The sequence below is a fragment of the Cupriavidus sp. FW305-26 genome, assembly GCF_058787975.1.
Genome location: NZ_JBYTAH010000056.1, coordinates 23179 through 42877, shown reverse-complemented (window position 1 = coordinate 42877; position 19699 = coordinate 23179). Strand labels below are relative to the sequence as shown.

The window sequence follows — 19699 nt, the reverse complement described above, 5'->3', positions numbered from 1 at the left end:
ATGTCATTAGTTTCTCAGTGCCGCGACATGCGTGAAGCCAGAGGCAAGACCCTGACCGAGATCGGGCGGGTGCTGGGCATGGCAAGCCAGAACCTGTCGGCGATCCTGCTGGGGAAGAAGGACAGCCGCGCATCCACCCTCGAAGCCCTGGCGGCCGCCCTGGACGCAGAATGGGTCCTGGTGCCCAACGAGCGGGCACAGGAAGTCAGGCAAGTCCTGGAAGGCAAAGGCAGCGGGCCCGACCGCAGCGCCCGCAGCGCAGTCGACATCTTCCTGGACCAGGAATAATGAGCTACGAACTGCATCCGCGCTTTCTTGAGGTCCGGCTGTACGACCAGTTATGCGGCTACCTGTGCGAGGCCAGCGGCAATGTCCGGTTCGTGCCATCCGAAGCCTTCCGGGGCGACACGCGCCGCCCCACGCTGAGCCTGTCGATCAGCGTCCCGACCGAGGCCGGCCGCAAGGCCACCGCCGAGGTGCTGGACAACCCCTTCCATCCTGCCGTCTACAGCACGGGCCATGAACTGCCGCCCTACTTTGCCGGCCTGCTGCCCGAGGGCGAACTGCGCAAGCGGCTCGAGGCAACGCGGAGCAATCCCGATGACAAGGATGATTTCGGCATCCTGGCATCGGCCGGCAATGATCTCCCGGGGGCCGTCGTCATCGTGCCGGCGGACATCGGCGCGTTGCCGGAGTATGCGCGGACGTATGGCGTGACCGGCGGCGCGGACAACCTGGAAATTGCCGTGGTGGAGGGCGCCACCCAGGGCGCGGCCTCGGTGTCCGGCGTGCAGAACAAGCTGGCCCTGTCGACGGTGCTGCAGGACAAGCGCTACACTCTGCCAGCCAAGGGCAGGCTGTCCGACATCATCGCCAAGCTTCCTGCCAGGAACGATGATTCGCAGGTGTTCAACGAATCGATCTCGATGCAGCTCGCGGCTGCCGCCGGCGTCCATGTCGCGCCGACAAGAGTACTGCCCGTCTCGACCATCGAGGTCGAGGGACTGGTTGAATCGCTGGGCGAAAACCTGCACTACCTTGCGGTGGACAGGTTTGACCGCACCCCGGCCGGGCGTGTGCACGCCGAAGACGGCTGCCAGATGCTGGGCAGGATGCCAGCGAAGAAGTACGCCGGCATCGAGAGCTACATTCAGCTCGTTGCCGCCCTGTATCGCCTGAGCCCGAGCGGGGTCGAGCATGCGCGGCAGTTCTTCCTGCGCCAGGCGGTCAACACGCTGATCGGCAACAGCGATGCGCACCTGAAGAACTTCTCGGTGACCTATCACAACGGGGTCCTGCCAGAACTGTCACCGGCGTACGACATCGTCTGCGTGGCCGCGCTTCCCGGCTTTGCGACCTATGGCCAGAACGTTGCCATCGACAGGCGGCAGCGTGAAGAAACCCTGGCAACGTACGAGACCATCGCGGAGAAGGCCGGCGTCCCGCGGCGCATTGCGACCGCCGCCGTCAAGGAAGCCGTCGCGCTGGCGCATGCCAACTGGCCGCGCATGCTGGACGACCTGGACGCGCCGCAGGCGATCCGCAATATCGTTGCCGAGCGCCTGCAGACGCTGCCGCTTGCACGGGCCGCCAGGCCGGCCAGGTGAGGCGCCCGCCAGCCACCCTCACGGCGCCTGCATCGACACCCCGTAGCCGGCAAAGATGCGCGCCAGTTCGCCATTGCTGCGCAGCGCGCTCAACGCCTGTTCCAGCGCTTCGGCCAGTTCCCGCTCGCCTGCCTTGACCGCCATGCCGACGGCCCACCCGCGCTGCGGCAGCAGCGGCGCGCTGGGTTCCGTCGCGGCAAAGCGCGCCCCGGATTGCCCCGCGGCCTTGAGCGCGCTCTCGTATTGGGCGCGCGTCACCATCGCCGCCGCGATCTCGCCGGAGAACAGCGCGCGCAATGCCGCGTCGGCTTCGGGGTAGATCCTGACCTTGTCGCGCAAGGCGCCGCCCGCGCCGGACAGCAGCGCATTGGCCCCGGCCGAACCGGCTGCGGCGCCGGTCGGCTGCCCGGCCAGGTCTTCCAGGCCGCGCACCGCCGGCACGCGCTCGCGGTCCTGCACCAGCACGAAGGTCTCGCGGTAGTACGGCGCGAAGATCAGCGCCTTGTCGTTCTCGCGCATGAAGGCGCGGTCGACCGGCACGTGCAGCATTACGTCGGCCGGTCCGTAACCAAGGTAATGGCCGCGCCAGACCATGGCACGCAAGTCGTCAGCCATGCTTTCATCGGCATCGAACGGCATCAGCGCCACCGACAGGCCCAGCTCCTTGCCCAGTGCCCTGGCCAGGGCCACGTCGATGCCCGCGGCCTGACTGCCCGCGATCGCGGAGAACGGCGGCAAGCCTTTGTAGACCGCCACCTTGAGGGTGCCGGTCTGGCGGATCCTGGCCAGGTCGGCCTGGGCCGGTTGCGCGCAGAAGAGCGCGGCGGCAGCCAGCATGGCGCCGCACAGCCAGCGCACGGCGCCGGCCGGCGCCGCCGGCATGGGGGACACGGAATGCCTGGGGCCGCGGACAGGGCTGGCGGGCATGGGATGGCTCCTGGAAGATGCGTTGACCCGGCACTGCGGGCCGGGGCTGGACAACGTGAAGGACTGCCGGCGCAACCGCCTCTTACTCGTGGCGCGACTCCAGGTAGGTCTTGATGGCCCACACCGCCTCCTGGCTCAGCACGCCGTCGAACGGCGGCATGTAGACGCGGCCGTCGCGCGTGCGGCCCTTGCGCACGGTGGTGGTGTAGAACTGCGAGATCTCGCTCATGCATGCCTGCTTCTTCTTTGCATCCGCCAGCGAGACGCAGTCGCCGTCCAGCTTGCGCAGGTCCGGCGCGATGCCCCCTGACACCGCTTCCAGGCCATGGCAGCGCGCGCAGTTCTGGTTATAGGCCGAGCTGCCGATCCGCAGAGCCTCCTTGTGCGCATCACCGCTACGGTAGGGATTGTCCGGGCGCCATTCGTCGCCCAGTTGTGGTAACGCTTTGGTATCGACGGCCTGGGGCGTGACGTCGCCATGGGCCAGCACGGAGCCGGCCGGGAGGGCGGTCAGGGACGCGCAAAGCGCGAGCAAGGCAAGCAGGCGGCGCTGCGTTTTCATGGATGTCTCCTACAGTGGACGGGTCTTGGTTGTTTGCCCTGTTTCCGCAAGAGCCATACCAGCCAGCCGGACCAGGCCCGGAGGCGCCTGAAAGCAGGCTTCGCCGCGCCGCCATCGTTGTCTGCAACGCAGCATCGCGGCACGGGTGTCCCGGATTGCCACACCCTGGCAAGTGTTTTGCTTCATGACGCAACACTGTCGACCATGCGCCCGGCGAAGGCGCCGACAGCGACCCGCGCAAAGACCGCGGGCGGACTTTCCACAGGAGACAGAGAAATGACCTTCCAGCCGGAACCGGCCCGCCCCGCGGCGGGCGCCCCGGGTGACACAGGGCAGCCCGAGCGCGACCAACTGATTGCCCAGGCCCACCAGCGTTCCGAGTCCTATGGCCTGCGTCCCTATGAATCGCCCGACTTCTGCCCGGTGCTGCAGAGCGAGCTGAAAACGCGGATCGAGCGTAGCCAGTCGCTGTTCGCCTATGCGCTGCCGGTGATGGAAACGCTCTACGACCAGATCGTGAATACGCAGAGCATGGTCATCCTGACCGACGCCGATGGCCTGATCCTGCACTCGATGGGCGATGACGACTTTCTGGCCCGGGCCAACCAGGTCGCGCTGCGCCCGGGCGCGGAGTGGTCGGAAGCGCGCCGCGGCACCAACGCCATCGGCACGGCCCTGGCCGAGAACCGGGCCACGCTGGTACACGGCGCCGACCACTTCCTGGAGGCCAACCAGTTCCTGACCTGCTCGTGCATGACCATCCTCGACCCTTACGGCAAGACCGTGGGGGCGCTGGATGTGACCGGCGACCAGCGCGGTTTCCACAAGCACACCATGGCGCTGGTGCGGATGTCGGCGCAGATGATCGAGAACCAGCTGTTCGGCAACGCCTTCCGTGACATGGTGTGCATCCGCTTCCATTCGCGCGCGGAGTTCCTGGGCACGCTGGTCGAGGGCATCGTCTCCTTCACGCCCGGCGGGCGCTTCCTGTCAGCCAACCGCAGCGGGCAGTTCCAGCTTGGCCTGTCCAATGGCGCCCTGCATGCGCACACCTTCTCCTCGCTGTTCGGGCTGTCGATGTCGCAGCTGTTCGACGCGGTGCGCGCGGCTCATGCGGGCATCGTCCAGCTGCACCTGCCGAGCGGCGTCAAGGTCAGCGCCCGGGTCGAATGGAAGTCACCCGCCGCATCGCTGCCGGGCAACACCGATGCCGGCCAAGCAGTCCAGCCTGGCACGGCCGCCGCACCGCGCAGCCTGGCCGCAGGCCCCGCCCGCTCACCCGGGCTGGACGACCTGGACACGGGCGACGCGCAGATCCGCGCGGTCATCGGCAAGCTGCGCAAGGTCATCGGCAAGGATATTCCGGTGATGGTGCTGGGCGAGACCGGTACCGGCAAGGAACTGATGGCGCGCGCCATCCACGCCGACAGCCCGCGCCATGCCGGGCCCTTCATTGCCGTGAACTGCGCCTCCATCCCGGAAACCCTGATCGAGTCCGAGCTGTTCGGCTATGAAGAAGGCGCCTTCACCGGCGCCCGCAAGAAGGGCGGCATCGGCAAGATGCTGCTGGCCAACGGCGGCACGCTGTTCCTGGACGAGATCGGGGACATGCCGCTGCATCTGCAAGGACGGCTGCTGCGCGCGCTGCAGGAACGCGCGGTGTCGCCGCTGGGCAGCAGCAAGGTCATCCATGTCGACGTCTCGGTGGTATGCGCCACCAACCGCAACCTGCGTGACCTGGTCGCCAACGGCCAGTTCCGCGAAGACCTCTACTACCGCCTCAACGGGCTGGTGGTGCGGCTGCCGGCCCTGCGCGAGCGCGGCGACCTCGACGCGGTGGCCGCCAGGCTGCTGCGCCAGGACCAGGCGGGCGTGCAACCCGGCGAGCCGCCCCGCATCCGCGAGTCGGTGATGGAGATGTTCCGCCGCTACCACTGGCCGGGCAATATCCGCCAGCTGTGCAACCTGCTGCGCACCGCGCGGCTGATGGCCGAAGGCGAAGCCGAGATCACCGAGGACCACCTGCCCGACGACTTCCTCGATGACCTGCGCGAGCGCCAGGGGCATGCGGCGGTGCCCGCGGCCCATATGTTGCCGGGCGCGCAGCCCACGCGGCTGGCCGATGTCGAGGCCATGGCCATTGTCGCCACGGTCAAGGCGCACAACGGGAACATCTCTGCGGCGGCCAAGGCGCTGGGGATCTCGCGCAATACGGTCTACCGGAAAATGGAAGAGGCCCGCGGGCTGCCCCACCAGGCCGGCTGATTCGGGCCACGCACCAGGGCAGCCCCGCGCTCAGGCCAGCGGCTCGCCCTGCATCCACAGGTCTTCCAGCTCGCGCCAGGCGCGCTGCACGTTCAGCGGGTGGCGCGACTGGAAATGGCGCCAGTGCCGGAACGGCGCCGCCGCCACGGCGTCGCTGGCACGCGAGGCATCGCTGCCCGCGGCCAGCGCGGCGCCGATTCCGTGCGCCAGCGCATCCAGGTAAGCCAGCGTCGGCGCCAGCGTCTGGGCGGGTGTGCCCGGCGCGGTGCCCACCACCGTGCGCGCCGGCAGCTCCCGCAGCCGCCGCAGCGCCCGGCGCCACCCCTGCAGGGAGGCCTCGTGCATCTCCGGCACGCGCTCGCGGTAAGCCAGGCCACCCGCACACAGCAGCTGCAGTTGCGGCGCGTACAGCACCGTATCCGAGGCACTGTGCGCGTTCGCGTAAACCTGCACCTGCCAGGCGGTAGCGCCGGTTTGCAGCCAGCCATCGGGCTGCAGCGCGGGCTCCGGCAACACGATCGCGGCGCCGCGCATGGCACCGCTGCCGAGCAGCGTCGCCATGCGGGCCAGGCAGGCCGCGCAGCGTTGCCGCATCAGCGCAGCCGTGGCGGCGGAGGCCAGGAACACGGGCCGGGGCCGCAGCCGTGCGAGCGCGGCATTGGCCAGCACGTTCTCCGGGTGGGCGTGCGTGTTGACCACCCAACGCACGGGCTGCGGCGTCAGCGCCCGGATGGCGCCGAGCAGCGCACCGCCCCACGCCGCCTGCGGCCCGGGGTCCACCACCAGCACGCCCGCACCGCTCAGATGGACCAGGGTCGGCACCACTTCGGCGGCGTTGGCGCGCGCCACTTCGGCATTGCCGGCGCGGGCCACGTACACGCCTGGCTGCAGCCGCTCCAGCGTGACCCGCGTACCGGCAGCGGCCGCCGGCTGCCAGCCGTTCATGGCCAGCGCAAGCGTGGCGCCAAGAAAGCCGCGCCGCGTCGTCGGCATCACCGCTGCCAGCCAGCGGCGCGGATCGCGGCCACCAGCGCGTCGCGCATGACCCAGGCCGCCAGATGTCCGCCGTCCACCCAGGCCAGCCTTGCACCCGGCATGGCGGCCTGCACGCGCAGGGCGTTGGCGGGACGGCAGACCTTGTCGGCGCGGCCATGCAGCAGCGTCACCGGCAGGCCATGCGCGCCGATGACCCGCGCCGCCCTGAGCAAGGCCGGCTTGCCCAGTCCGGCCCGGTTGCGCAGGTAGTGCGCCTGAATGCGGTATTTGTTCACCGCGGCCATGCGCTCACGCCGCGGCAGCCGGCGCGACGCAGGGGAAAGACCCAGCAACGCCTGTTCGCTCGCCTGCCACGCCGCGGCAGTGTCCCGTTTTTGAACAGGCGTACCATTTTGCAACAGCCGTGACACAGTGAGCAGCCGCGCGCGCGCATCGGGCAAGCGCTCGCCCCATGTCTTGACGCAACGCAGCATGCGGCGGCCCCCATGGCGCGGTGAAAACAGCGCGAGCACATCGTCGCGGCCGGTCAGGAAGGTGCCGCGCAGGACCAGCGCCGCCACGGCGTGCGGGCATTGCGCCGCGTACGCCAGGGCAAGCGCCGCACCCCATGATCCGCCCACCACGCCCCAGCGCTCGATGCCCAGCGCACGGCGCAGCTGCTCCAGGTCGGCCAGCAGCGCGCCCGCGGTATTGCGGCGCAGGCAGCCAGCCGGCCTGGAGCGGCCGGCGCCGCGCTGGTCCGGCATCACCACGCGGTGCCGCCGCGGGTCGAACCATTGCGCCATGGCCGCAGAGCAGCCGCTGCCCGGCCCGCCATGCAGCACCAGCCACGGCTCGCCGTCCGCGGCGCCGGCCAGCCGCACGTGCACGCGCTGGGCGTCGGGCGTACGCAGGTGGAAGGTGGTGGCCGTGCCGGAAAAGCCGGCGAATATCGTGGATGCGTCGGGCATGGATGTTGCCTTGAGGGAATGCGGCAGTCGGGCGGCAGCCAGGCGCCGCGGCAAGACGATATTCACTAACCATGCCACCCAAGGAGAGAGACATGCGCTGGACCACCCCCGCCTACACCGAGCTGCGGCTTGGCTTTGAAATCACGATGTACATCGCCAACCGCTGAACGTGCCGCGGTGCCTGCGGCCGGCGGTGCGCCGACAGGCAAGCTGCGGGCCGCAAGCACAACCAACGCAGGCAGGCGCCAGGGCTGGCGCCTGTTCCGTGAAGCCATGACCCAACACCAAGCGCTCGCGCCATGACAAGCATCCGGGTACTGGGGTCGGCCGCCGGCGGCGGCTTTCCGCAGTGGAACTGCAACTGCCACAACTGCGACGGCGTGCGCCGCGGCACGGTGCGCGCCACGCCGCGCACGCAATCCTCGATCGCGCTGACGGGCGACGGGCCTGATGCCATCCTGGTCAATGCCTCGCCCGATATCCTGCAGCAGCTGCGCCAGGCACCCGCGCTGCAGCCCGCGCGCGCGCCGCGCGACACCGCCATCGCCGCGGTCGTGCTGATGGATGCGCAGATCGACCACGTCACCGGCCTGCTGATGCTGCGCGAACACCGCGAGGCGCTGCCGCTCTATGCCACCGCCGCCGTGCTGGACGACCTGGGCGCCGCCTTCCCGCTGACGCGCATCCTGTCGCACTACTGCGGACTGCGGACGCATGCCCTGCCCTGCGACGGCACCGCGTTTTCAGTCCCGCCGCTGGACGGCCTGACACTGACGGCGATACCGCTGGAGAGCAAGGCCCCGCCCTACTCGCCCAACCGCCACGCGCCGCGCGCGGGCGACAACATCGGCCTGCGCATCGAAGACCGCCGCAGCGGCCGCAGCGCCTTCTATGCGCCCGGCCTGGGCCGCATCGACGACCACGTCTTTGCCGAGCTGCACAGCGCCGACATCGTGCTGGTCGACGGCACCTTCTGGCGCGACGACGAGATGCAGGCGCCTGGCTTCTCGGGCAAGAGCGCCGCCGACATGGGCCACCTGGCCCTGTCGGGACCCGGCGGCATGATCGAGGTCCTGGAGCGGCTGCCCGCCAGCCGCAAGATTCTTATCCATATCAACAATACCAACCCGGTGCTGGTGGAAGACTCGCCCGAGCGCGCAGAGCTGGCGCGGCATGGCATCGAGGTGGCGTACGACGGCATGGAAATCGCCCTATGACAACTGCCATCCTCCCCATCCCCCCCATCGCCTGGACCGAGGCCGAGTTCGAGGCCCGCCTGCGCGCCATGGAAAGCGGCTACCACATCCACCATCCCTTCAACCAGCGCATGGCGGCAGGCCAGTGTTCGCCCGCGCAGATCCGCGCATGGGTGGCCAACCGCTTCTACTATCAGGACAACATCCCGCTGAAGGACGCCGCCATCCTGTCCAATTGCCCCGAGCGCGACACCCGCCGCGAGTGGGTGGTGCGCATCCTTGACCACGACGGCACCGACACCCAGCCCGGCGGCATCGAGGCCTGGCTGCGCCTGGGCCAGGCGGTGGGCCTGGAGCGCGAAGCACTGCTGAGCCACCGGCACGTGCTGCCCGGGGTGCGCTTTGCCGTCGATGCCTACGTCAACTTTGCGCGCCGCGCACCGTGGCAGGAAGCCGTGTGCTCGTCGCTGACGGAGATGTTCGCGCCCGCAATCCACAAGGAACGCCTGGCCGGCTGGCCCACGCATTACCCGTGGATCGAGGCCGCCGGGCTGGACTACTTCCGCTCTCGCATTCCGCTCGCGCAGCGCGACGTGGACCATGGCCTGCGCGTGACGCTGGGCCATTTCCGCAGCGCGGCGCAACAGCAGCGCGCCCTCGACATCCTGCAGTTCAAGCTCGACGTGCTCTGGTCGATGCTCGACGCCATCCAGCAAGCCAACCCATGACAGCCAGCACGCAAGACCTCGCCAGACCGACCCTGCACCGGACCTTTCGCCTGCAATGGGAAGCCTCCCAGCAAAGCTGGGTGCTGCTGTACCCGGAAGGCATGGTCACCCTCAACGACAGCGCCGCCGCGATCCTGCAGCGCTGCGACGGCAGCCACACGCTGGACATGCTGATCGACGACCTGCAGGCCGCGTTTGGCGTGCAGGGAATCGCCCCGGAGGTACATGCCTTTGTCAAACATGCGATCGAACGCGGCTGGCTGGTCTGAGGCCGCGCCCGGCCCGCCGCTGTGGCTGCTGGCCGAGCTGACCTACCGCTGCCCGCTGCATTGCGCCTTCTGCTCCAACCCGGTGGACTATGCCCGGCATACGGCCGAGCTGAGCACCGTGCAATGGTGCGACGTGTTCAGCCAGGCGCGGGCGCTGGGCGCGGTGCAGCTCGGGCTGTCCGGCGGCGAACCACTGCTGCGCAAGGACCTTGAAGTACTGGTCAGGCATGCGCATGGCCTGGGCTTCTACACCAACCTCATCACCTCGGGCGTGGGCCTGACCGACGCCCGCCTTGCCGCCCTGCGCGACGCCGGCCTGGACCATATCCAGCTGTCGTTCCAGGACTCCACCCGCGAGCTCAACGACTTCCTGTCCAGCACCCGCACCTTCGACCTGAAGCAGCGCGTGGCGCGCATGATCAAGGCGCACGGCTATCCGATGGTGATGAACTGCGTGCTGCACCGGCATAACCTGCCGCATGTCGGCACCATCATCGAGATGGCCCTGCAGATGGGCGCCGAATACCTGGAACTGGCCAACACGCAGTACTACGGCTGGGCCTGGGAGAACCGGCTGGCGCTGCTGCCCACCCATGAGCAGCTGCGCGAGGCCGAGGCCGTGGTCCGGCAGTACCGCGCGCGCATCGGCAGGCAATGCCAGATCCTGTTCGTCGTGCCTGATTACTTCGAGGCGCGGCCCAAGAAGTGCATGAACGGCTGGGGCACCACCTTCCTTGGCGTGGCGCCGGACGGCACCGCGCTGCCCTGCCACGCGGCGCGCATGCTGCCGGGCCTGGCGCTGCCCAATGTCGCCACGCAGGGGCTGCGCGAGATCTGGACCGAAAGCGATGCCTTCCGCCGTTTCCGCGGCACGCAGTGGATGCAGGAACCCTGCCGTTCCTGCGACCAGCGCGAGCAGGACTACGGCGGCTGCCGCTGCCAGGCGTTCCTGGTCACCGGCGACGCCACCGCCACGGACCCGGTGTGCGAGCGCTCCGGCGCGCACGACAAGGTCAGCGAGATCGTGCTGCAGGGCCGGCTGGCCATGGCGCAGGCGCGCGAGCAAGCGATGGTATTTCGCAGCGATGGCAACTCGCTGCGGCTGAGCAGCGGCCAGCGCTAAGAAAGGAAAAACCCCGGCATGGCAGGCGCCAGCCGGGGTTCCTTGCCGGCATGCCGGCATCGTCAAGACAGTCGCCGGCCTCAGCTGGCACTCAACACCCACTCCGCCAGTTTCTTCGCATCGTCCTCAGCAAGGCTGCCATGCGGCGGCATCGGAATCCGCCCCCACGCGCCCTTGCCGCCTTCGCGGATCTTCTTTGCCAGCCGCTCCGCCGCCTGGCTGTCGCCCTTGTACTTGGCAGCCACCTCGGCAAACCCCGGGCCCACCAGCTTTGACTGCATGCCATGGCAGGAAAAGCAGCCGCTCTTGTCGGCCAGGGCCTGCATGTCGGCGGCCGTGCCGGCCAGCGCCGCGCCCGGCAGCAGCGCCGAAGCCACCGCCAGCGCCATCCATTCCTTCTTCATACCTGAGTCCCGTTTCATCCTGTTGCACCCGCGCCGGGCAGTGTCATCTCCCGCCAGCTCAGCTCTTGTGCAGCTTGAACACCCACACCGAGCCGCCCTGCTCCAGGAAGTTCACGCGCTTGGCCACCTCGCCGCCCCACAGCGGCACCGCGCCGCCCCAGCCGGACACCACCGCCACGTACTGCTCGCCGTTCTCTTCCCAGGTGACCGGGGGCGCCACCACGCCGCTGCCGGTCTGGAACTGCCACAGCTCCTTGCCGGTCCTGGCGTCGGCCGCCTTCAGGTAGCCTTCCGGCGTGCCCCAGAACACCAGCCCGCCGGCGGTGGTCATCACCCCGCCCCACAGCGGCGCGCTGTTCTTGACCTCCCACATGATCTTGCCGCTCTTGGGGTTGATGGCCCGCAGCGTGCCGATATAGTCCTCGTTCAGCGGACGGATGGTGAAACCCGCGCCCAGGAAGGCAGCGCCCTTCTTGTAGCTGATGGGCTCGTTCCAGATATCCATGCCCCACTCGTTGGCGGGCACGTAGAACAGGCCGGTCTGCGGGCTGTAGGCCATCGGCTGCTGGTTCTTGCCGCCAAGGAAGCCCGGCGCGGCAAACACGGACTTGCCCTTCTTCTCGTCGCTGCCGGCGGCGGGGTCGCCGGGGCGGCCTTCGGCGATGTAGTTGGGGCGGCCGCTCTTCAGGTCGATGCCGGTGGCCCAGGTGATCTTCCTGACGAAGGGGAAGGCGTTGACCAGCTTGCCGCTGGCCGCGTCGTTGACGTAGAAGAAGCCATTGCGGTCGGCCTTGCCGCCCATGCGCTTGCCGTCCAGGTCGAAGGTCACGAACTCATTGACGCCATCGAAATCCCAGCCGTCGTTCGGGGTGTTCTGGTAGTGCCAGGCGATCTTGCCGGTGGCGGGATCCAGCGCCACCGTCGAGGCCGAGTAGAGGTTGTCGCCCTTGCGGATATGGCTGTTCCACGGCCCCGGATTGCCGGTGCCGAAGTACACCAGCCCGGTGGCCGGATCGTAGGTGCCGCCCAGCCAGGTGGCGGCGCCGCCGGTCTTCCAGGTCTCGCCTGGCCAGCTTGCGTTGGCGGTGCCGGTCACGCCGTTCTCGGTCTTGTTGCCGTCCTTGTCGTACTTGTAGCCCATATGGCCTTCGACCACCGGCCGCGACCACACCAGCTGCCCGGTCTTGGCATCGCGTGCGTCGACCCGGCCCACCACGCCGAACTCGCCGCCCGAGATGCCGGTCAGCACCATGCCCTTGACGATCATGGGCGCCGCCGTGTACGAATAGCCGGCGGCGTAGTCCTCCAGCTTCTCCTTCCACACCACCTTGCCGGTCTTCTGGTCCAGCGCCACCAGCTGCGCATCGAGCGTGCCGAAGATCACCAGGTTGTCGTAGAGTGCCGCACCGCGGTTCACCACGTCGCAGCACGGCATGATGCCTTCGGGCAGCCGGTGCTCATACTTCCAGAGCTTGCGCCCGGTCTTCAGGTCCAGCGCATAGATGCGCGAATACGAGGCCGTCACGAACATCTTGCCGTCATGGATCAGCGGCTGCGATTCCTGCCCGCGCTGCTTCTCGCCGCCAAACGAGAACGACCACGCCGGCACCAGCTGCCCGACGTTCTTCGTATTGATGCGCGACAGCGTGGAATAGCGCTGGCCTTGCGGGCCCATGCCCCACGACAACACATCGCCGGGGCTCTTTGCGTCGTTCTCGATCATGGCATCGGTCACAGCCGCCTGCGCGGCCAGACTGGCCGCGGCAGCCGCAACCGCCATCACTACTCGTAACGTCCTCATTGCCATCTCCTCTCTTGTTTTGGGTTTCCCAGGTGCGCCACTGCGCCACCCACCAGACACGCCTTTGGCAATTCCCATGCCAGTCGCATCCCCGCACCAGCACGCCGGTTGCGGCCCGGTTGCGTGATGACGGCCGTGCCAGCGCGCAACACTGCGTTGCAGTTGCTCCAGAACTGAACAGCCCGCCTCGGCTGGCCGGCGTCAGTGGCCAAGCGCGGCTTCCTCACGCGCCGGGTAGAGATGGCCGACGTTGCGCAGGTACTCCGCGGGCATCGCGGCCCAGTGCGCGTAGGGCTGCGGCACCGGCATCGCGATGACCTCGGCCAGGTCGCGCCCCTGCGCCGCGGCCTCGCGCAGGCGCGTATCCAGCCATTGCAGGTAGCCGCGCGTCTGCGCGATGGCCTCAGCGCCGCCGCCGGCCGCAGGCACTGGCCCGTGGCTGGGGACCAGCACGCGCGCCCCGCTGTCGGCCAGCAGCGCCTGCAGCCGGCCCAGGCTGGCCAGCCAGCGGCCGATATCCGCGTGCGGCGTGGTCGGAATGCGTTGCCGGAACACCAGCCCGCCGGCAAAGACCACGCCCGCGCTGTGGTCCAGCACCACCAGGTCGTCGCCGGTATGGCCGTCCAGGCGCACCAGCTCCAGCGTATGGCGCCCGATCGTGAGCCGGCCCGGCGCCAGCGCGTGCGCAGCCGGCACGGGCTCGGTGCCGCGCATCCAGTCGCCGCACAGGCGGTAGAGGTTGTCGGCATAAGCGGCGCCCTCGCGCCGCGCCCCGTCGATGGTGCCGGCCAGGGCGCTGCCGCCCACATCGGCATAGGCCTGGTTGCCGAAGAAATAGTCGGGATGCAGGTTCAGGTTCAGCACCAGCCGCACCGGGGCGGCCGTGACCGATGCAATCGCCTTGCGCTGCTGCTCGCCATACAGCCGCGACGGGCCGGTGTTGATGACCACCACGCCGTCGCCGGTGTCGATGAACGCCGTATTGATGATGTTGCAGCCGTTGCCGGGCGCGAAGTCGGCATTGGCGCCTTCCAGCAGCCACACGCCCGCGGCGATCTCGCGCGGGGCCAGGCGATAGTCAGGAGGCTGCAGCGCAGCCTGCTGGGCGAATGCCGGCGGCACGGGCTGGCCCGCCAGGCATAGCAGCAACCACAGTAGCAATCGCCGCTTCATGGTGACACCCGCGCCGCGATGCGGTTGCCGTTGTTGTCGTGGCCGGCCACCGTCATGCCCGGCGGCACGGCATCGCGCAGGTCGAAGGAGAAGATCGGATTCTCGGCAACCGGCTCATGCAGCGTCAGGCGCAGCAGCGGCTGCCGGGCCGCGTCGGCAAGAACCAGGGTCTCGATGTGGAACGCCGGGATGCCCGCTGCCAGTCCGGTATCCATCGGATGCATCACGCGCAGCCGCACGCGTGCCGCGGCCCCGCCGAAGCCCGGGAACACACGCGCGTCCACGCGATTGAGCGTGCGGCTCCAGCTGCCGTCGCGGCGGGTGGCGCCGGGCACCGTACAGCCCCCGCCGCCGGCATCGACCAGCACGCTGCCGACATGCCAGGTGCCATCGCGCGTGCGCGCCGCCACCCGCACCGGCGAAGCCTGTTCCAGCTTGAAGCGGAACGACAGCGACGGGCGCACCCGCAGCGGTTCGAACGCCAGCACCTCGCGGATCGGGTTGCGGTCGACCGCCACCACGATGCGATCCACTTCGCCCAGCGCCGAGGCATCGAAGGCGATCGGCACGCGCATGGGGTCTTCCGCAAACGCCGGCCCGGTCACCCTGACGCGGCTGTCGAACACCACCGGGCCAGACTGCAGCAGCTCCTTGTGGATCCAGGCCCATTGCGGCGACTGCAGCGGATCGCTGTGCGCGATGACGGCGCCCGCTGCCCCGGCAGCCGCTACCGCCGCACTGGCCAGGCCCAGTGCGGCCGCCATCAGCAGGAGCATGCCCCGCGTCCGGCGCCTCATGCCTGCTGCCCCCGGCGCGCCATGCCGCGCTGCGGGTCGTAGCCCTGCAGCGCCAGCGCGAAGAACACCACCGCGCTGCCCGCCACCACCGCCAGGCTCAGCGGCGCCACCTGCCCGTACAGCGCAAAGCGGATCGCCTCGACCGCGTGGGTGAAGGGATTGAAGCGGGCCAGCTGGTACACCAGCTCCGCGCCCGACTCCTGCAGCTTCCACAGTGGATACAGCGCCGAGCTGATGAAGAACATCGGGAAGATCACGAAGTTCATGGTGCCGGCAAAGTTCTCGAGCTGGCGCACATGGACCGACAGCAGCAGGCCCAGCGCACCCAGCATCAGCGCGGCCAGCGCCATGGCGCCCGTCGCCGCCAGCAGGTGCAGGGACTCGAAGCGGATGCCGAAGGCCATCGCCACCAGCAGGAACGCGGCCATCTGCAGCAGCGACAGCACCGTACCCGCCGCCAGCTTGCAAGCCAGCAGCCAGCCCCGCGGCAGCGGCGCGGTCAGCAGCAGCCGCATCACGCCCATCTCGCGGTCGTACACCATGGCCAGCGACGACTGCATGCCGTTGAACAGCGCGATCATGCCCAGCAGTCCGGGCGCCACGTAGACCTTGTATTCGATGTAGGTGTCGTAGGGCGGCGCAATGGCGACGCCCAGCGCGTTCTGGAAGCCCGCGGCAAACACCAGCAGCCACAGCAGCGGGCGCACCAGCGACGACAGCAGGCGCCCGGGCTGGCGCAGGTACTTGCGCAGCTCGCGCCCGCAAACCGCGCGCAGCGCGCGCCAGCGATGGATCAGGATGGAGGCCATGGGTGCGCTACGCGGATGGGGCCCGGCACGCCGTGTCGGCTTCATCGGCGCCCAGGGTGTCGAGGTTGTTCTTCGGATGCAACACGCCTTCCACCGGGGCCATGCCGGCCACGCCGTCGGGGTGGGCCAGCAACACCGGCTGGCGCAGCTGGCGGTCCCAGCGGCGGAACGACAGCGGCGGCCCCTTGAAGCCGTCCACCACCACCTGCCCGGCGGCAAGCGCCTGCGCCTGTCCGGCAAACCCGGCCCCCGGCAGGCGCGCCACGCTCTCGGCAATGGCCTTGACCGCCACCCAGGCAGCCCAGTCGTAGCCGGTCATCGGACGGCCCGCCGCGCGCATGAAGCGCCGGTTGAGCTGCGGCCCGCCATTGCGCTCCCAGGCCCAGTGCCACGCCTGCGCGCCCAGCCCGCCGGCGCCCACCACCGGGCGCGGCAGCAGCGTGGCGTAGGGCACGCCGCGGGCGAACTCGCCGTCGGCATCGGCCACCACCACCACGTCATAGTCCACGCCGCCGGTCAGCAGGCCGAGGTTGGCCTGGTCGCGCTCACGCGGGTCGTTGGACAGCCGGAAGGCGCGCTGCGCCGACCAGGCAATGCCAAAGCGCCGCGCCGACGCCACCAGCGCGTCGCGCTGCGCCGCATCGGCCGCGGACGGGCCGCTCAGCAGCAGGGCGCGGCGCCATTTGCGCAGCGCCAGGTACTGCATCAGCGCATCCGCGCGCATGCGCAGGCTGGGCAGCGTGTGCAGCAGCACCGGCGCGCAGCCGGCGCCGCGCAACGCGTCGTCGTCGGCCGACACGTTGAACAACAAGGCCTCGCCCGGCTTGACCGCGCCCGTGGCCGCCCTGACCGATGCCGGCGGCAGGTCCAGCAGGATATAGCGCGTGCCCTGCCGCGCCAGCGCCGCGACCAGCGGGGCCACCTCGGCTTCAGTGCGGGCTTCCTGTGCTTCCAGCCTGAGCGACTGGCCCGCGGCCCCGAGCGCCACGCGCGCTTCGGCGGCCGCCACCTGGGCGCCGTCGAGCGCACGGCCCTGCGGCTGGCCGGGATAGCGCTGCGCCAGGCGCCGGGGCGCATAGCGCGCGTCGTCGGCCTGCGACACGACCGCCACGCGCACCTCGGCAGCGTGCACCGCGGCAGGCAGCCACGCCAGCGCCACGGCGCCCAGCCCGGCACGCCACCACTGCCACCACGCACGCGAGCGCTCAGTCATCGATCGCCACCGAATGCGGCACCCGGCCCGCCTTGAGCGTGGCCACCGCCTTGCGGCTGGCGGTGTCCACCACGCTGACATCGTCGGACAGGCCGTTGGCGACATAAAGCCGCGCGTTGTCGCGGCTCAGCGCCAGCCCCCATGCGCGGCGGCCGACCAGAACATAGTCCTGCACCCGGCGCGACGCCACCTCGACCACCGCGACATGGTTGGCGCGGCCGAGCCCGATATAGGCGCGCGTGCCGTCGCCGCTGGCCGCCATGCCCACCGGGGTCACGTCCTCGGCGCGAAAGCCCCGCGGCGCGAAGGCGATGGTCTGGGCCACCTCGAAGGTATCGGTACGGATCACGCTGACGCTGGCCGAGAGCTCGTTGGATACCCACAGCTCCTTGCCGTCGCGCACCAGCAGCAGCCGCCGCGGCCGGTTGCCGACCTGGATATTGCGGATCACCTTGCGCGAGGCCACGTCGATGACATGGACCAGGTTGGCCACCTCCGAGGTCACGTACACATGCCTGCCGTCGGCGCTGACCTTGACGCCCTCCGGCTCCTCGCCCACCCTGACCGCGAACACGCGCTTGCCCGACGCCGTGTCGTAGGCCGACAGCAGCCCGTCCTCTTCATTCGAGACATAGAGCGTGCGGCCGTCCTGGCTGAGATCGAACAACTCCGGATCGTCCCCCACCGGCAGCGATGCCACGGTCTTGCGGCTGGCCACGTCGACCACATCCACCCGGTTGTCGTCGCTGCAGGCCACGTACAGGCGCGTCCGGTCGGGCGACAGTTGCAGGTGGCGCGGGCGCTTGCACTGCCGCCATACCGCGACCAGCTGCCGGCTGCGGGCATCGAAGACGGCGAGGGCATCGTCCTTCTCGCTCGAGACAAAGACCTGGTTGCCAGCCTGGCCGGCGGGTCGCGCGGCCCCGCCCTGCGCGCCTTCGGCCAGGCCGGCGGCAACCAGCAGCGTCGTGACCAGCAGCAAGGCGCCGGCAAACCAGCGGGGAGATGGCATCTTGTTCATGCGGGTACGCGCCTCGCGGCCGGGTCAGTGACAGGGGCCCGCGGCGTCATGGCCAGGAAAGCGCCCTCCAGGGTGTCGCACGCAGCGGCGCCGCGCAGTGCGGCCGGGGTGCCGTCGAAACGCACCGTGCCGCGGTCCAGCACGATCACGCGGTCGGCGTGCTCCACCTCCTGCACCAGGTGGGTGGCCCACAGCACGCCGGCCTGCGCCCGCGCCGTCAGGCGCCGCGCATCGGCCACCAGTTGCGCACGCGAGGCCGGGTCCAGCCCCACCGTCGGCTCGTCCAGCAGCAGCATGGCCGGTTCATGCAGCAGCGCGCGCGCCAGTTCCACCTTGCGCCGGTTGCCGCCCGAAAGCTCGCGCACCGGTGCGCGCGCACGCGCCGCCAGCCCGAAGTCATCGAGCAGCCGGGCGATGCGCAGCGCCGCCACGCCGCGCGGCAGCCCGTGCAGGTCCGCGTGAAAGCGCAGGTTGGCCAGCACCGGCAGGTCCAGGTCGATGGCCGGCTGCTGGAACACGATGCCCAGCCGCGCCAGCGCGCGCACCGGATCGCGCCGCATGTCGCTGCCCATGACCGTGACCTGCCCGGTATCGGCCACGAACAGGCCGCTGAGGATCTGGAACAGCGTCGTCTTGCCCGCCCCGTTGGGGCCGAGCAGTGCCACGAACTCGCCGCGCCGCACGCTGAGCGAGACCCCATCCAGGGCCACGCGGCTGCCAAAGGCCTTGCGCACGGCATCGCAGCACAGCGCCGGCGGCGCTTGCATGGCCATCACAGCTGCCCCCTGGGCCGCGCGGTGCCCACGCGCTCGGCAAAGCTCCGCTCGGTCTCCCACGCATGGCGCAGGAAGTCATCGTATTGCGCGGTATTCAGGTAGGTCAGCTCCTGGTCGTACCTGGCCAGTTCCGCAAGGTGGCGCGGCTGCTGCATCGCGGCACGGAATGCGTCATGCAGGCGGCGGACGATTGCCGGATCGGTGCCGCGCGGCACGCCGATGCCGTAGGGCGAGTTATGAACCGCATCGGCAAAGCCCAGCTCGCTTACCGTCGGCACCTCGGGCCAGCGCGGTGAGCGCTGCGCGCTGAACACGGCCAGCAAGCGCAGCTTGCCGGTCTCGACGAAAGGCGCGAAGCCGGTGGAATTGACCCCCGCCATCAGCGAACCGTTGGCCACGGCCAGCATCTGGTCAGCGGTGCCGTGATACGGCACGTGGATATAGCGCACGCCGCTGCGCCCGAGCACGTCCTCCATCGCCAGATGGGCGGTGGTGCCGATGCCGGTGGAGCCCACGGTCAGCTCGCCCGGATGCGCGCGGCCCCAGGCGACCAGGTCGCGCAGCGAGCGTAACGGGCTGTCTGCGGGCACCACGATGCCGAAGGTATAGCCCGAGATCATCAGCACCGGCTGGATGTCGCGCAGCGGCTGCCAGGCGGTCTTCTGCTGATGCGGGAAGCGATATACCGTCAGCGGCAGCTGGCCGATGGTGTAGCCGTCCGGCCGCGCCGCGGCAAGCAAGCCGCCCACCAGCGTGCCGCCGGCGCCCGGCCGGTTCTCCACCACGACCGGCTGCCCCAGCTCGCGCCCGGCCAGCTCCGCCAGGATGCGCATGGAGATATCGGTGGCGCCGCCCGCTGGCCATGGCACCACCAGCGTGATCGGCCGCGACGGATACCCGTGCGCGCCCTCGGCCAGCGCTGCGCCCGCATGGACCAGGCCGAGGCACGGCAACAGCAGGCAGGCAAGGCAGCGACCAAGGCGGCGGAACATGGCTAAGCACCAGGCAGAGTGTTGATGCAGGTGAACAGAGCAAGGCCGATACCATGTGCAGCGCAGCATCAGGCCGCGCTCCATGCCAGC

General features: G+C 69.7%; 21 protein-coding genes. 8 read left to right on the top strand and 13 right to left on the bottom strand.

What is annotated here, in order from left to right; all coding sequences use genetic code 11:
• The first annotated feature begins 27 nt into the window (after positions 1-27).
• On the top strand, positions 28-288 hold the full coding sequence (locus AC3WQZ_RS25965) for a helix-turn-helix domain-containing protein (RefSeq protein ID WP_010809785.1): 261 nt from the start codon (positions 28-30) through the stop codon (positions 286-288).
• The gene (locus tag AC3WQZ_RS25960; RefSeq protein WP_010809784.1) at positions 288-1607 is read left to right on the top strand and encodes a type II toxin-antitoxin system HipA family toxin; all 1320 of its coding nucleotides are present in this window, start codon (positions 288-290) and stop codon (positions 1605-1607) included. Before AC3WQZ_RS25965 ends, AC3WQZ_RS25960 begins: the two co-directional genes overlap by 1 nt.
• An 18-nt stretch (positions 1608-1625) precedes the next feature.
• On the opposite strand, the gene AC3WQZ_RS25955 is transcribed toward AC3WQZ_RS25960, so the two are convergent.
• On the bottom strand, positions 1626-2534 hold the full coding sequence (locus tag AC3WQZ_RS25955) for a substrate-binding periplasmic protein (RefSeq protein WP_454750570.1): 909 nt from the start codon (positions 2532-2534) through the stop codon (positions 1626-1628).
• 82 nt (positions 2535-2616) lie between these two features.
• Positions 2617-3096, bottom strand: a complete 480-nt coding sequence (gene pedF, locus AC3WQZ_RS25950; protein ID WP_010809782.1) for a cytochrome c-550 PedF — start codon at positions 3094-3096, stop codon at positions 2617-2619.
• 276 nt (positions 3097-3372) lie between these two features.
• Between pedF and AC3WQZ_RS25945 the strand changes: the two genes are divergently transcribed.
• The gene (locus AC3WQZ_RS25945; RefSeq protein WP_011616983.1) at positions 3373-5361 is read left to right on the top strand and encodes a sigma-54-dependent Fis family transcriptional regulator; all 1989 of its coding nucleotides are present in this window, start codon (positions 3373-3375) and stop codon (positions 5359-5361) included.
• Positions 5362-5391: 30 nt separating this feature from the next.
• On the opposite strand, the gene AC3WQZ_RS25940 is transcribed toward AC3WQZ_RS25945, so the two are convergent.
• Positions 5392-6354 carry an MBL fold metallo-hydrolase gene (locus AC3WQZ_RS25940; protein ID WP_492301494.1) on the bottom strand — a complete coding sequence of 321 codons (963 nt, stop codon included), beginning with the start codon at positions 6352-6354 and terminating at the stop codon, positions 5392-5394.
• Complete coding sequence (locus AC3WQZ_RS25935) at positions 6354-7307, bottom strand: alpha/beta fold hydrolase (RefSeq protein ID WP_492301493.1); 954 nt, start codon at positions 7305-7307, stop codon at positions 6354-6356. Before AC3WQZ_RS25935 ends, AC3WQZ_RS25940 begins: the two co-directional genes overlap by 1 nt.
• 92 nt (positions 7308-7399) lie before the next feature.
• Here AC3WQZ_RS25935 and pqqA point away from each other — a divergent pair, with 92 nt between their 5' ends.
• From pqqA to pqqE, 5 genes are all read left to right on the top strand, one after another.
• Positions 7400-7474, top strand: coding sequence for a pyrroloquinoline quinone precursor peptide PqqA (gene pqqA / locus AC3WQZ_RS25930; protein ID WP_010809778.1), 75 nt, complete (start codon positions 7400-7402; stop codon positions 7472-7474).
• Positions 7475-7606: 132 nt separating this feature from the next.
• Positions 7607-8524, top strand: a complete 918-nt coding sequence (gene pqqB / locus AC3WQZ_RS25925; RefSeq protein ID WP_011616980.1) for a pyrroloquinoline quinone biosynthesis protein PqqB — start codon at positions 7607-7609, stop codon at positions 8522-8524.
• Positions 8521-9231: a pyrroloquinoline-quinone synthase PqqC gene (gene pqqC, locus AC3WQZ_RS25920; RefSeq protein WP_011616979.1), complete on the top strand. Its 711-nt coding sequence runs from the start codon at positions 8521-8523 to the stop codon at positions 9229-9231. Before pqqB ends, pqqC begins: the two co-directional genes overlap by 4 nt.
• Positions 9228-9500, top strand: a complete 273-nt coding sequence (gene pqqD / locus AC3WQZ_RS25915) for a pyrroloquinoline quinone biosynthesis peptide chaperone PqqD (protein ID WP_010809775.1) — start codon at positions 9228-9230, stop codon at positions 9498-9500. Before pqqC ends, pqqD begins: the two co-directional genes overlap by 4 nt.
• Entirely contained in the window at positions 9472-10623 is a 1152-nt protein-coding gene (pqqE, locus tag AC3WQZ_RS25910) for a pyrroloquinoline quinone biosynthesis protein PqqE (RefSeq protein ID WP_492301495.1), read from the top strand. Before pqqD ends, pqqE begins: the two co-directional genes overlap by 29 nt.
• A gap of 80 nt (positions 10624-10703) precedes the next feature.
• Here pqqE and AC3WQZ_RS25905 read toward each other — a convergent pair whose 3' ends face one another.
• From AC3WQZ_RS25905 to AC3WQZ_RS25865, 9 genes are all read right to left on the bottom strand, one after another.
• Entirely contained in the window at positions 10704-11027 is a 324-nt protein-coding gene (locus AC3WQZ_RS25905; protein WP_010809773.1) for a c-type cytochrome, read from the bottom strand.
• 58 nt (positions 11028-11085) lie between these two features.
• Positions 11086-12828: a PQQ-dependent methanol/ethanol family dehydrogenase gene (locus AC3WQZ_RS25900; protein ID WP_010809772.1), complete on the bottom strand. Its 1743-nt coding sequence runs from the start codon at positions 12826-12828 to the stop codon at positions 11086-11088.
• A gap of 201 nt (positions 12829-13029) precedes the next feature.
• Positions 13030-14001 (bottom strand): quinoprotein relay system zinc metallohydrolase 1, encoded by a 972-nt coding sequence (locus AC3WQZ_RS25895; RefSeq protein WP_492301492.1) that lies wholly within the window; start codon positions 13999-14001, stop codon positions 13030-13032.
• Entirely contained in the window at positions 13998-14777 is a 780-nt protein-coding gene (locus tag AC3WQZ_RS25890; protein WP_234788133.1) for a quinoprotein dehydrogenase-associated SoxYZ-like carrier, read from the bottom strand. The genes AC3WQZ_RS25895 and AC3WQZ_RS25890 overlap by 4 nt, the downstream gene beginning before the upstream one ends.
• Before the next feature lie 17 nt (positions 14778-14794).
• Positions 14795-15607 (bottom strand): ABC transporter permease, encoded by an 813-nt coding sequence (locus AC3WQZ_RS25885; RefSeq protein WP_010809769.1) that lies wholly within the window; start codon positions 15605-15607, stop codon positions 14795-14797.
• 7 nt (positions 15608-15614) lie between these two features.
• On the bottom strand, positions 15615-16820 hold the full coding sequence (locus AC3WQZ_RS25880) for a type 1 periplasmic-binding domain-containing protein (RefSeq protein ID WP_010809768.1): 1206 nt from the start codon (positions 16818-16820) through the stop codon (positions 15615-15617).
• Entirely contained in the window at positions 16813-17841 is a 1029-nt protein-coding gene (locus tag AC3WQZ_RS25875) for a PQQ-dependent catabolism-associated beta-propeller protein (RefSeq protein WP_010809767.1), read from the bottom strand. Before AC3WQZ_RS25875 ends, AC3WQZ_RS25880 begins: the two co-directional genes overlap by 8 nt.
• The gene (locus tag AC3WQZ_RS25870) at positions 17838-18614 is read right to left on the bottom strand and encodes an ABC transporter ATP-binding protein (protein ID WP_439669915.1); all 777 of its coding nucleotides are present in this window, start codon (positions 18612-18614) and stop codon (positions 17838-17840) included. Before AC3WQZ_RS25870 ends, AC3WQZ_RS25875 begins: the two co-directional genes overlap by 4 nt.
• Positions 18614-19609 carry a tripartite tricarboxylate transporter substrate binding protein gene (locus AC3WQZ_RS25865; protein WP_010809765.1) on the bottom strand — a complete coding sequence of 332 codons (996 nt, stop codon included), beginning with the start codon at positions 19607-19609 and terminating at the stop codon, positions 18614-18616. The genes AC3WQZ_RS25870 and AC3WQZ_RS25865 overlap by 1 nt, the downstream gene beginning before the upstream one ends.
• Positions 19610-19699 lie beyond the last annotated feature (90 nt).